Origin of the sequence: uncultured Xylophilus sp. (assembly GCA_913776965.1) — a bacterium.
Classification (GTDB): domain Bacteria; phylum Pseudomonadota; class Gammaproteobacteria; order Burkholderiales; family Burkholderiaceae_C; genus Xylophilus.
Window position 1 is genome coordinate 1 of sequence record CAJYQL010000012.1, and the last position, 11,761, is coordinate 11,761.

Annotated in this window: 11 protein-coding genes; 1 reads left to right on the forward strand and 10 read right to left on the reverse strand. The window is 68.0% G+C overall.

The window, feature by feature from the left end; translation table 11 throughout:
- The coding region (locus QZ500_RS01325) for an amino acid--tRNA ligase-related protein (protein ID WP_295849865.1) at nucleotides 1–737 on the forward strand (737 nt) is incomplete at its 5' end.
- Between the two features lie 24 nt (nucleotides 738–761).
- Here the strand turns inward: QZ500_RS01325 and QZ500_RS01330 are convergent.
- From QZ500_RS01330 to lepA, 10 genes are all read right to left on the reverse strand, one after another.
- Entirely contained in the window at nucleotides 762–3,728 is a 2,967-nt protein-coding gene (locus QZ500_RS01330; protein WP_295849867.1) for an EAL domain-containing protein, read from the reverse strand.
- Nucleotides 3,729–4,034: 306 nt separating this feature from the next.
- Nucleotides 4,035–5,159: a beta-N-acetylhexosaminidase gene (nagZ, locus tag QZ500_RS01335; protein ID WP_295849869.1), complete on the reverse strand. Its 1,125-nt coding sequence runs from the start codon at nucleotides 5,157–5,159 to the stop codon at nucleotides 4,035–4,037.
- Nucleotides 5,160–5,172: 13 nt separating this feature from the next.
- Nucleotides 5,173–5,568, reverse strand: a complete 396-nt coding sequence (gene acpS, locus QZ500_RS01340; protein WP_295849870.1) for a holo-ACP synthase — start codon at nucleotides 5,566–5,568, stop codon at nucleotides 5,173–5,175.
- A complete protein-coding gene (locus QZ500_RS01345; protein ID WP_295849872.1) occupies nucleotides 5,565–6,332 on the reverse strand; it encodes a pyridoxine 5'-phosphate synthase in 768 nt (255 codons plus the stop codon). Before QZ500_RS01345 ends, acpS begins: the two co-directional genes overlap by 4 nt.
- The gene (recO, locus tag QZ500_RS01350) at nucleotides 6,329–7,096 is read right to left on the reverse strand and encodes a DNA repair protein RecO (RefSeq protein ID WP_295849874.1); all 768 of its coding nucleotides are present in this window, start codon (nucleotides 7,094–7,096) and stop codon (nucleotides 6,329–6,331) included. The genes QZ500_RS01345 and recO overlap by 4 nt, the downstream gene beginning before the upstream one ends.
- Nucleotides 7,083–8,018 carry a GTPase Era gene (era, locus tag QZ500_RS01355; RefSeq protein ID WP_295849876.1) on the reverse strand — a complete coding sequence of 312 codons (936 nt, stop codon included), beginning with the start codon at nucleotides 8,016–8,018 and terminating at the stop codon, nucleotides 7,083–7,085. The genes recO and era overlap by 14 nt, the downstream gene beginning before the upstream one ends.
- A 92-nt stretch (nucleotides 8,019–8,110) precedes the next feature.
- Nucleotides 8,111–8,800, reverse strand: coding sequence for a ribonuclease III (rnc, locus tag QZ500_RS01360; RefSeq protein ID WP_295849878.1), 690 nt, complete (start codon nucleotides 8,798–8,800; stop codon nucleotides 8,111–8,113).
- Between the two features lie 6 nt (nucleotides 8,801–8,806).
- On the reverse strand, nucleotides 8,807–9,196 hold the full coding sequence (locus QZ500_RS01365) for a DUF4845 domain-containing protein (protein WP_295849880.1): 390 nt from the start codon (nucleotides 9,194–9,196) through the stop codon (nucleotides 8,807–8,809).
- Nucleotide 9,197: 1 nt separating this feature from the next.
- Nucleotides 9,198–10,175 carry a signal peptidase I gene (gene lepB, locus QZ500_RS01370; RefSeq protein WP_295849881.1) on the reverse strand — a complete coding sequence of 326 codons (978 nt, stop codon included), beginning with the start codon at nucleotides 10,173–10,175 and terminating at the stop codon, nucleotides 9,198–9,200.
- Nucleotides 10,176–10,215: 40 nt separating this feature from the next.
- Nucleotides 10,216–11,761, reverse strand: a 1,546-nt coding sequence (lepA, locus tag QZ500_RS01375) for a translation elongation factor 4 (protein WP_295849883.1), incomplete at its 5' end; no start/stop codon positions are given.

The window sequence follows — 11,761 nt, forward strand, 5'->3', positions numbered from 1 at the left end:
GCAACGAAGGCATCAGCGTCCGGCACAACCCGGAATTCACGATGATGGAGTTCTACGCGGCCTACTGGAACTACCGCGACCTGATGGACTTCACCGAGACGCTGATCCGCACCATCGCCGAGAAGGCGGCGGGCGGCCAGCAGCTCTCCTACCAGGGCAAGCCGGTGGACCTGTCGCAGCCGTTCGAGCGGCTGACGATCCGTGAAGCGATCCTGAAGTACACCGAGGCCGGCGACCAGGTGGACGACGCGCAATGGCTGACAGACGCCTTGCGCAAACTGGGCCTGACCGAGGCCAAGCACCGCCTGGCCGGCCGCAGCTTGGCGAGCCTGCAGGTGTTGTACTTCGAGGAGACGGTGGAAGAGAAGCTCTGGCAGCCGACCTTCATCATGGAGCACCCCACGGAGATCAGCCCGCTGGCGCGCGCCAACGATGATCGGCCGGAGGTGACCGAGCGCTTCGAGCTCTACATCACCGGCCGCGAATTCGGCAACGGCTTCTCCGAGCTGAACGACGCCGAGGACCAAGCCGCCCGCTTCAACGCCCAGGTGGCCGCCAAAGACAGCGGCGACGACGAAGCGATGTTCTTCGATCATGACTTCGTGCGGGCGCTGGAGTACGGCATGCCCCCCACCGGCGGCTGCGGCATCGGCATCGACCGGCTGATGATGCTGCTGACCGATTCGCCGAGCATCCGCGACGTGATCCTGTTCCCGGCGCTGCGCCGGGAATCCTGAGCCCCTGCTGCGACCCGCGGACGGTCAGAGGGCCAGGGCGCCCGCCGACCGGTTGCGCGCTTCGATGTCCTCCACGACGGCGCGTATCGGCCCCGCCGTCGCGAAGGCGGCCGCCGACGCCGCGCCGGGCAGCGCATCGGGCGATTGCGGCTCGGCCACCGCATAGCCCTGGACATAGTCCACGCCGAGGCCGACCAGGGTGCGCACCGTGTCCGCATCTTCAGCCCATTCGGCGATCGTCTGCATGCCCAGGTTGCGCGCCAGGCGCACGATCGCCTCGACGATCGCGACATTGGCCGGTTGCCGGTTCATGTCGCACACGAACTTCCCGTCGATCTTGAGGATGTCCGCCGGCAGTTCCCGCAGGTAGGCGAACGAGGTGTAGCCGGCGCCGAAGTCGTCCAGCGCCACCCGGGCACCGTGGCGCCGGATGCGGGCGATGAACTGCCGGGTGTTGTCCAGGTCGAGGAGCGCGACGCTCTCGGTGATCTCGAAACAGATCCGCCGCGCCGCGACCGGCCGGGCATCGAGCAGCTGCACCACGTCTTCCACGAACCGCTTGTCGTTCAGCGACGCGCCGCTCAGGTTCACGCAGACGAACTGCATGGATGCGAGGCGGTCGTGGTGCGTCTCCATCCAGGCCAGCGTGCCGTCGAGCACCCAGCGGTCGATCGCCGCCATGCGGCCGGTCGCCTCTGCCGCCTGGATGAGCTGCGGCGTCGGCACCGCGTCGCCGTCGGTACCGCGCATGCGCAGCAGGACCTCGACATTGAGGACCTCCGATGGCCGGACGAGCGACATGATCGGCTGCATCACGACGGACAAATGATCGTCCAGATGATCGCCCGCGATCTGCTCGATCAGCTGCAGTTCGACCGCATGTTCCCGGAACACCGTCGCATCCTTGTCGTAGCAGACCAGGCCTTTGCCGCGGCTGCGCGCCTTGGCCTGGCGACAGGCGCGGTCGGCCGCGAGCAGCACGGTCTTGACGTCGTGGTGCGGTGCGACCTCCACCACGCCCACCGACACATGGACCGGGAACGTCTTGTCGCCGACGCGGTAGGCGACGGTGCCGATGCTGTCGACCAGCGCCTCGCCTATCGTGCGGGCGGATCGAATATCGCTGCCGACCATCACGACCACGAATTCGTCGGCACCGATCCGCGCAACGTCCATGTCGTCCGGCAGGCAGTGTCCGATCCGGTCGCGGACACGCTTGAGGACCTCGTCGCCCGCCGCGTGGCCGAACAGGTCGTTGACGAGCTGGAAGCGATCCAGGTCGAGGTGCGCGACCGACACCGGCGGGCCGTTCTGCACCAGCCGCTGCAGGGCCCGGTCCAGCACCTGTTCGATGCCTCGGCGGTTGGAGAGGCCGGTCAGCGGATCGTGGTCGGCGAGGAACTGGAGGTGCTCGGCCGTCCGCGATCGGTCGGTGACATCCTGCAGCGATCCCTCGATACGACCGTCCGCATGGGTCGCCCGGACCAGGAAGCGCCGCTGCTCCGGCGCGCCGCGCGTGCTGCCCGTCGGCCATCGCACCTCCAGTGCGTCGCTGTCGTCCTGCCGGTTCGCGATATGGCGCAACCGCAGCCACGCCTCCGCACCGAACTGCTGGGCCCAGGTGGTGTTCCCGCCGCTTACCCGCAAGTTCAGCATCCGCCGCAGCGCCGGGTTGGCCCGTGCGATGCGGCCTTCGCGATCGAGCGTGAACAGGCCGACCGGCGCGGTGTCGAGCATATGCTGCAGGTGCGCATGGGCCGCCTTCCCCTGGAGCTGCTCCTCCCGCATCCGTTCGGCGAATGCCAGGCAGGCCAGCAGGCTGGAGACCAGTGTGGCGGTCACGCCGTTGAAGGCATCGACGAATTCCTGCCGACCGGTCGCCACGGCGACGATCTCGACCAGGTGGGCGAGCAGCGCAACGGCGAGCGCCCCGCTGTACCAGAACGCGACGCGCGAGGAGGACCGCTGCACGATGGTCCAGAGGCTGGTGCACATCAACACCAGCACCGCACCGCCCACGGACCAGACCAGCGGTACGAACCAGCGGTACGGCAGCGCGCAAGCCGCCAGCGCCACCAGCCAGGTCACCCGATGGGCGACGCGCAGGAGGCGCGCGAACACGCTGCCGGCCAGCGCCTCGCGGAACAAGGCGCGGTGCAGCGTGACGAGCACCACGCCGTAAAGGCCCAGGGACAGGGCCCTGACCCGGGTCAGCCAGTCGGCCGGCACCACCTGCCCGAGCCACATCACGTCCCAGCCGCTCGGCACCCCCCCCACTCGCATCGCGAGGAACAGCCAGACGGCGAACAGCAGGTACAGCGCGCGACGGTGGACCACCGCAGCGACCACCAGGAACGCCGCCATCAGCGCCGTCGCGCCGTCGAGCAATGCGGCGTTGCGGTCGAAGGATCGGACGGACCGCAGGTATTCCGGTGTGCTCCACAACACGGCGGTGATGTGCGCCGGTCCGGCGAAACTGCCGCGGCAGATCAGTTCCGCCGGGCTGGCGCCGTTCAAGGTCAGGGCAAATGCGCCTTTCCGGGGGAACAGCGCCCGGGAGCCCTGGGAGCGGGTCGCACCGCCCAGCAGGTCGAGCTCCGGGCCCTCCCAGCAGATCAGGTCGGTACCGTACGGCGACGGAAACTCCAGTGTCCGCGCCGCTTCATCCGGCGGGGCTTGCGGGATCGCGAGGCCGAACCAGACCGGCTGCTCCGACCGCTGCGTGCTCCAGGACGTCCGGGCCGCCGTGCCGCCCAGCCGCCGGCGCGCGTCGTCCGGGTCCACCGGTTGCGCGAGGGAAGGGTCGACGGCAACGAGAGGCTGGAGCGGTGGCGTCCCATGGCGGTACGGACTCAGACCGAACAGCAGCACGAGGCAGCTCAGCAACCCGACGAGGATCGGCACGCCGTACACGGACAGCGCCCATACCGCCCGCTCCATGCGGGCAGGACCGGACCCTGCGTCCGTCGTACCAGTGAAAGTCTCCGCCATACCCTTATTGTCAGCGAGCGCAAACTTTTCGATTTATCCGCTGCGGATCCGCCTGCCAGGCAGGCACATGCGTCCGTGGATCACCCTGCATTTCGCCGTTGGCGCATATCCTGCAGCGACCCGCCGAGCATCTGCCCAACATCCGACGGATGGCTACGGAGGACATGTTCGGCGGCGGCACCACGCGGAATCGAACGACAGAACGGCGCGTCCGTCGAAGACCTGGCAGCCCATTCGCGTGCAGAGATCGGTCAACCGTCCACATGGCCCCGTTCCGGCCGGCCTACCGAACGCGCCGCGTGACCCTCAGCCGATAGCCGACAGCACCGAACGTGCCAGCCGATACCGACGATCGGCCTGCAGTGCATCCCACGGCAACGCAACGTCGCGCGGCAGCAGCGCACGGCGGCGGGCGTCGCTCTCTGCAGACCCGACGAGACGACCGTCGCGCCATGCGGCTGCAACGCCCTCGAGCGCCGCGTCCAGCGGCACGCCGTCGCCGATGCTCTGGTTGCACAGCAAGGCCAGGTCGCAGCCGGCCGCCAGTGCCGCGATTGCGGCTTCGGCATGGTCGACCGTGCGACCATCGATCCGCCGCGCCGCCTCCATGCTCAGGTCGTCGCTCACGATCGCGCCGTCGAAACCGAGCTGTGCGCGCAGCACCTCCTGCAGCCAGCGTTGCGAAAAGCCGGCGGGCCGGCTGTCGACCGCGGGGTAGACGACATGCGCCGGCATCACTGCAGCCAGCATGCCGCGCAGCCAGCGGTAGGGCGCGGCATCGTCGGCGAGCAGCGCCGCAAGCGACCGTTCGTCCACCGGAAAATCGGTGTGCGAATCGGCCTGCACATGGCCGTGCCCAGGGAAATGCTTGCCGCAGTGCTGCATGCCGGCCTGGCGCAGGCCGTGCGCGGTGCAGCGCGCGAGCGTGGCCACCACGCGCGGATCGCGGTGGAAGGCGCGGTTGCCGATCACCCCGCTGCTGCCGTGGTCGAGGTCGAGGACCGGCGCGAAAGTGAAGTCGATGCCGCAGGCGCGCAACTCGGCGCCCATGACGAAGGCTGCGGCCGTCGCTACGTCCATCGCGCGCTGGGCGCCCGTCCCGAAGCCCTCGGCATCGTCCATCCAGCAGTCGCCGAAGCGGCGTGCAGGCGGCAGTACGGTGAAGCCGTCGGTCCGAAACCGCTGCACCCGGCCGCCCTCGTGGTCGACGCAGATCAGCATGTCCGGCCGGACCGCCTTGATCGCGGCCGACAAGGCGGTGATCTGGGCCCGGTCGCGCCAGTTGCGGGTGAAATAGATCACGCCGCCGACCAGCGGATCGGCGAGGCGGCGGCGGTCGGCGGCCGTGAGTTCGGTGCCGGCGACGTCGATGATCAGCGGCGAATGGACGGGGGCAGATGCAGCGGAAAGTGCGGCAGGAGCGGCAAGCATGGCAGCAGGCAGTTCAGTCGGTCGTCTCCACCACCACGAAGGTGACGGCATAGTCGGTTTCGTCTGTCACGGTGACGTGCGCACGCAGCCGCCGTTCCTCGAACCACGTCTTCAATCCAGCATGCAGCACGATCGCCGGCTTGCCGCCCGGCAGGTTCAGGATCTCGCAGAGGCTCCAGGCCATCGGGGTCACCATGCCGGTGCCGATCGCCTTGCTGAACGCCTCCTTGGCGGAGAAACGCGTCGCTAGGTAGCGCAGGCCGCGGTCGGGCCAACGGACACTGCGCGCCCGCCAGGCCTGCAGTTCCTGCGGGCCGAGGATGCGGTCGGCGAACCGGTCGCCGTGGCGCTCCACGCTGCGGCGGATGCGCCGCACGTCGCAGATGTCCGTGCCGATGCCGTAGATCATGCGGCCGCGGCGTCGATCCGCTGCTGGTACGCGCGCACCGTGGCGGCGTAGCCCAGTTCCAGCGCATCGCTCATCAGCGCGTGCCCGATCGACACCTCGGCCACGCCGGGCACCGCCCGCAGGAAGTCCGCGAGGTTGTCGCGGTTGAGGTCGTGCCCGGCATTGACGCCCAGGCCCGCATCGAGCGCGGCCTGCACAGCGGCGGCGAAGCTGGCCAGCACGGCAGCCTGGCGCGGCGTGCGGTAGGCGCTGGCATAGGTTTCGGTATAGAGCTCGACCCGGTCCGCGCCGACCGCGCGAACCGCCGCCATCTGCGCCGGCTCCGGGTCCATGAACAGGCTGACCCGCACACCGAGCGCCTGGCACTCCTCCACCAGGGGCCGCAGGCGCTCCGCATCCTCGGGAAAGCGCCAGCCGTGGTCGCTGGTCGGCTGCTCCTCGCTGTCGGGCACGAAGGTCGCCTGGTGCGGGCGGTACTGGCGGATGAAGTCCATCAGGTTGTGGAACGGGTTGCCCTCGATGTTGAACTCCGCCTGCGGCCAGTCGCGCAGCAGCGCGGACAGGTCGCGCACGTCGTCGGCCCGGATGTGGCGGCCGTCGGGCCGGGGATGCACGGTGATGCCCTGGGCACCGGCCTCCAGGCAGATCGAGGCGGCCCGCACCACGTCCGGAATGCCGAGGTGGCGGCGGTTGCGCACCTGCGCGACCAAGTTCACGTTGACCGACAGGGCGGTGCGGGGGTGCGGAGCGGGGGCAGCGGTCATAGCAGGGATTGCAGGTCCATCATCATCTGGCGGGTGCGCAGAGTCTGCAGGCCGCTATGGTAGTGGAGCAGCTGGCGCAGCTGCGGCTTCAGTTCGCCCGCGGCCGAGGCCACGGCCGGCAGCATCGCGGTCAGCGGCGCCACGTCGTCCAGCCCGGCCTGCAGCGCCCGCCACTGGCGGCCGGACAGGGCCTGCCGTTCGTCGATCTGCGCCAGGCGCAGGCCACCCTCGGGAACGAGCAGGTAGCGTCCGTCGTCTGCGACCGGTGCGCGCGTCGCGGTCTGCAGATCGAGCGCCGGCAGCACGCCGACCTCGCGCAGCAGCAGCACCTCAAAGGCCCGCAGCACCGGCTGGAGCGCCTCGCCGTGCTCCGAGGCCAGGATGCGCACCACCGTCGCATAGGCGTCGTACAGCCGCGGATGGGCGTCGTCGCGGGCCAGCAGGCGCAGCAGCAGTTCGTTCAGGTAGTAACCCGACAGCAGCGCGTCGCCGGTCGGCATCACGTGGCCGCCGGCCCATTCGGCCCCCTTCAGGGTGTGGATGTCGGCATCCGCCGCGGTGGAGACCGTCCAGGTCAGGCGCAGCGGCTGCAGCGGCAGCAGCACCGGCCGGAAGTTGGAGCTCGGCCGCTTGGCGCCCTTGGCGACCAGTGCGAGCCGCCCGTGGTCGCGCGAGAAGACTTCGAGGATGAGGCTGGATTCGCTCCAGTCGTAGCGGTGCAGGACGAACGCCGGCGCGTCGGCGATGCGTTTACTCGTAGCCAAAGCTGCGCACTCGCGCCTCGTCGTCGGCCCAGCCCGACCGCACCTTGACCCAGATCTCCAGGAACACCTTGGCGTCCATCAGCTTCTCGAGCTCCTGGCGGGCCTCGGTGCCGATGCGCTTGAGCCGCTCGCCCTTGTCGCCGATCACCATCGCCTTGTGGCCTTCGCGCTCCACGACGATCGTGGCGGCGATGCGCACCATGCGCTTATGGGTCTTGCTCGCCTCTTCCTCGAACTTGTCGATGACGACGGTCGAGGTGTAGGGCAGCTCGTCGCCGGTGAAGCGGAAGAGCTTTTCGCGTACCGTCTCGCTCGCCAGGAACTTCTCGCTGCGGTCGGTCAGTTCGTCCTCGCCGTACCACCAGGCTTGTTCGGGCAGGTACTTCTCGCAGATCGCGAAGAGGCGCTCCACATCGCCCTTGTTCTTGGCCGACATCGGCACGAACTCGGCGAACGGATGGCGCTCCTGCATGCTCTTCAGCCAAGGCGGCATCTCCGCGCGGCGCAGCACGCTGTCGAGCTTGTTGGCGATCAGCAGCGCCGGGATGCCCGGCTTCAGCAGCGACAGCACCTTGGCATCCGCCAGCGTGAAGCTGCCCGCCTCCACCACGAACAGCACCAGGTCCACATCGCCGATCGCGCCCATCACCGTCTTGTTGAGCGACTTGTTGAGCGCCGTGCCGTGCCGGGTCTGGAAGCCCGGCGTATCAACGAAGATGAACTGCGTCGCCCCGCGGGTCCGGATGCCGGTGATCCGGTGGCGGGTGGTCTGCGCTTTGCGGGAGGTGATGCTGATCTTCTGGCCGACCAGCGCGTTGAGCAGCGTCGACTTGCCGACGTTGGGCTTGCCGACGATCGCGATCACGCCGCAGCGCTGGCCGTCGGACGCCGGGCCGCCGACGACCGGGGGGATCGGCGGCATCGGATGGGCCTCGACCGGCGCATCTTTGAAAGAAAATTCGGCTTCTGCGCCCGCCCCGCCTGCATCAGCAGCTACGTTTTTAGTAGCATCGTTCATGGATGGTTCGCTTTCAGATAGGCCAGCATCGCCGCGGCGGCGGCCTGTTCGCCGGCCCGGCGGGAGCCGCCGATGCCGCGCTCGGTGCGGTGGAGTTCGACGATCTCGCATTCCACGTCGAAGGTCTGCCGGTGGGCCGCCCCAACGGTCGCGACCACCCGGTAGGCGGGCAGTTTCATTCTGCGGCCCTGCAGCCACTCCTGCAACTCGGTCTTCGGATCCTTCTCGGCCGCCTGCATGCGTGGCGTGATGTCGATCCGGGCGAACAGCCGGTGCACCAGCCGCTCGGCCGCCGCGTAGCCCGCGTCGCGGTAGACCGCCCCGATCAGCGCTTCCAGCACGTCGGCGAGGATCGACGGCCGGCGCTGGCCGCCCGACTTGGCCTCGCCCTCCCCCAGCCGCAGCGTCTGCGGCAGCTGCAGGTCGAGCGCCAGCTGGTGCAGCGTCTCCTGGCGTACGAGGTTGGCCCGCACCCGCGACAGGTCGCCTTCCGGCAGGTCGGCCAGACGGTCGTAGAGCAGGCTGGAGATCGCGAGGTTCAGGACCGAGTCGCCCAGGAATTCGAGGCGCTCGTAATGGTCGGCCGAATAGCTGCGGTGCGTCACGGCGCGTTGCAGCAGCTGCGGATCGGCGAAACGGTGCTGCAGCCGGTCCTGCAGCGCGGCGAGGGCCGGGTTCGGAGACATCGCCACCTAGTCCGACGATCCGATGTAGCGCAGCAGCAGCGACGCCGGGCCGAACAACGGTATCTCCTTCTCGTAGGCGAAGGAGACGCGGTAGCCCTGCCCATCGCCGCGTTGGTCGGTCACCTGCACGATGTCCAGGTCCTTGCCGCTGATCGACGAGATGTAGTCCACCGACGCGGTGCGGTCGAATGCGGCGCGGATCGCCGGCGGCGATGCCTCCACCCGCGCGGTGCGCACCGCCTTGCGGATCGCCTGGTACTCGATGGCCGACGGCGCGATGCGCACGCCCACCATCACCACGCTGGCGAGGACGACGCCGACGAACAACAGTCCGAGCAGGCTCAGACCGCGCTGATGCTGCCGACGGGACGACTGCAGGTAGACAACGGTATTCATGTCAGTTGAACCCGCCGATGCGCTTCAGGTTGCCGAAATTCATCCATACGAAGAAGGCCTTGCCCACGATGTTGCGGTCGGGCACGAAGCCCCAGAAACGCGAGTCGAGCGAGTTGTCGCGGTTGTCGCCCATCATGAAGTAGTGGCCCTCGGGCACCTTGCAGGTCACGCCCTCGACGGTGTAGCGGCAGTTGTCCTTGAACTCGAAATTCGACGCGCCCGGCACATAGGCCGGCCGGTCCGGATCGTTGATCATGCGGTGTGTACGGCTGCCGAGCTTTTCTTCGAACTGCTTGAAGTAGCGCATCGCGTCTTCCTCGAAGAAATCTGGCAGCGTATTGACCGGCACCGGCTGGCCGTTGATCGTCAGGCGCTTGTTGAGGTAGGCCACCTCGTCGCCCGGCACGCCGACGACACGCTTGATGTAGTCCATGCTCGGCTGCGGCGGGTAACGGAACACCATCACGTCGCCGCGCTGCGGGGCATTGCCCTCGGTGATCTTGGTGTTAAACACCGGCAGCCGGATGCCGTAGGTGAACTTGTTGACCAGGATCAGGTCGCCGACTAGCAGGGTCGGGATCATCGAGCCCGACGGGATCTTGAAGGGTTCGAACAGGAAGGACCGCAGCAGGAACACGGTCGCTATCACCGGGAACAGGCCGGCCGTCCAGTCCAGCCACCACGGCTGCATCAGCAGCTTCGCCTGTGCCTGCTGCACGTCGGCCTCGTCGGCACCGTCGACCTTGCGGATGCCCTGGCGGGTGAGCTCCTCGCGCCGCGCGGCCATCGACGCCGCGACCGCCTCAGCAGCCCGGCGGCGGCGCGGCAGGAACACCAGCCGCTCGGCCAGCCAGAACACGCCGGTCACCAGCGTCGCCAGCATCAGCAGCAAGGCGAAATTGCCTTCGATGGCGCCGAAATACCAGGCGCCGACATAGGCAGCGAAGGCGGCCAGGATCAGGGACGTGAGAAGCTGCATGTTCTTGGTTTTGGGGGAGTGGAGCCGCGCTGTCCGGCGATCAGTCTTCAACCTGCAGGATCGCGAGGAAGGCCTCCTGCGGCACCTCGACCGAACCGATCTGCTTCATCCGCTTCTTGCCGGCCTTCTGCTTCTCGAGCAGCTTGCGCTTGCGGGTGATGTCGCCGCCGTAGCATTTTGCCAGCACGTTCTTGCGCAGCGCCTTGATGGTCTCGCGGGCGATGATGTTGGCGCCGATGGCCGCCTGGATCGCCACGTCGAACATCTGGCGGCTGATGATCTCGCGCATCTTCGCGGCCACCGCCCGGCCCCGGTAGGCCGACTGGCTGCGGTGCACGATGATCGACAGCGCATCGACCTTTTCGCCGTTGAGCAGGATGTCGACCTTCACCACATCGGATGCGCGGTACTCCTTGAACTCGTAGTCCATCGAGGCATAGCCGCGCGACACCGACTTCAGCTTGTCGAAGAAGTCCAGCACGATCTCGCCCAGCGGCAGCTCGTAGGTCAGCATGACCTGGCGGCCGTGGTAGGCCATGTTCAGCTGCACGCCGCGCTTCTGGTTGGCCAGCGTCATCACCGGGCCCACGTATTCCTGCGGCATGTAGAGATGCACGGTCACGATGGGCTCGCGGATCTCCTGGATGCGGCCCTGGTCGGGCATCTTGGAGGGGTTTTCCACCATGATGACCTCCCCGTCGCCCTTGACCACTTCATAGACCACGCTGGGCGCGGTCGTGATCAGGTCCTGGTCGAACTCGCGCTCCAGGCGCTCCTGCACGATCTCCATGTGCAGCAGGCCCAGGAAGCCGCAGCGGAAGCCGAAGCCCAGCGCCTGCGATACCTCGGGCTCGAAGTGCAGCGAGGCATCGTTGAGCTGCAGCTTCTCCAGCGCGTCGCGCAACTGGTCGTATTCGCTCGCTTCGGTAGGGTAGAGGCCCGCGAACACCTGCGGCTGGATCTCCTTGAAGCCGGGCAGTGCCTGCTCCGCCGGGCCGAGGTTGTTGGGCAGCTTCTTTTCCAGCGTGATGGTGTCGCCCACCTTCGCCGCCTTCAGCTCCTTGATGCCCGCAATGATGTAGCCCACCTCGCCGGCATTCAGCGCCTCGCGCGACTCGTTGGCGGGTGTGAAGACGCCCAGGTTGTCGGCGTTGTAGGCCGCGCCTGAGGCCATCATCTTGAAGCGCTCGCCCTTCAGCAGCCGGCCGTCGACCACACGGACCAGCATCACCACGCCGACGTAGGGATCGAACCAGCTGTCGATGATCATGGCGCGCAGCGGCGCCTCCGGATTGCCGCGCGGCGCGGGCACCTTGGCGACGATCAGTTCGAGAATTTCCTCGATACCGAGCCCTGTCTTGGCCGAGCACGGAATCGCGTCGGCCGCATCGATGCCGATCACGTCCTCGATCTCGGCCTTCGCATTGTCCGGATCGGCCTGCGGCAGATCCATCTTGTTGAGGACCGGCAGGACCTCGACGCCCAGGTCGAGCGCGGTGTAGCAGTTGGCCACCGTCTGCGCTTCCACGCCCTGCGATGCATCGACCACCAGCAGCGCACCTTCGCAGGCGGAGAGCGACCGCGAC

What these genes read in the sequence shown, in the direction of transcription:
- acpS (WP_295849870.1), bottom strand. Translation starts at nt 5,568, where the DNA reads ATGATCTACGGCATCGGCACGGACATCTGCGACGTGCGGCGCATCCGC.
- era (WP_295849876.1), bottom strand. Translation starts at nt 8,018, where the DNA reads ATGCCGCCGATCCCCCCGGTCGTCGGCGGCCCGGCGTCCGACGGCCAG.
- rnc (WP_295849878.1), bottom strand. Translation starts at nt 8,800, where the DNA reads ATGTCTCCGAACCCGGCCCTCGCCGCGCTGCAGGACCGGCTGCAGCAC.
- QZ500_RS01345 (WP_295849872.1), bottom strand. Translation starts at nt 6,332, where the DNA reads ATGACCGCTGCCCCCGCTCCGCACCCCCGCACCGCCCTGTCGGTCAAC.
- nagZ (WP_295849869.1), bottom strand. Translation starts at nt 5,159, where the DNA reads ATGCTTGCCGCTCCTGCCGCACTTTCCGCTGCATCTGCCCCCGTCCAT.
- lepB (WP_295849881.1), bottom strand. Translation starts at nt 10,175, where the DNA reads ATGCAGCTTCTCACGTCCCTGATCCTGGCCGCCTTCGCTGCCTATGTC.
- QZ500_RS01365 (WP_295849880.1), bottom strand. Translation starts at nt 9,196, where the DNA reads ATGAATACCGTTGTCTACCTGCAGTCGTCCCGTCGGCAGCATCAGCGC.
- QZ500_RS01330 (WP_295849867.1), bottom strand. Translation starts at nt 3,728, where the DNA reads ATGGCGGAGACTTTCACTGGTACGACGGACGCAGGGTCCGGTCCTGCC.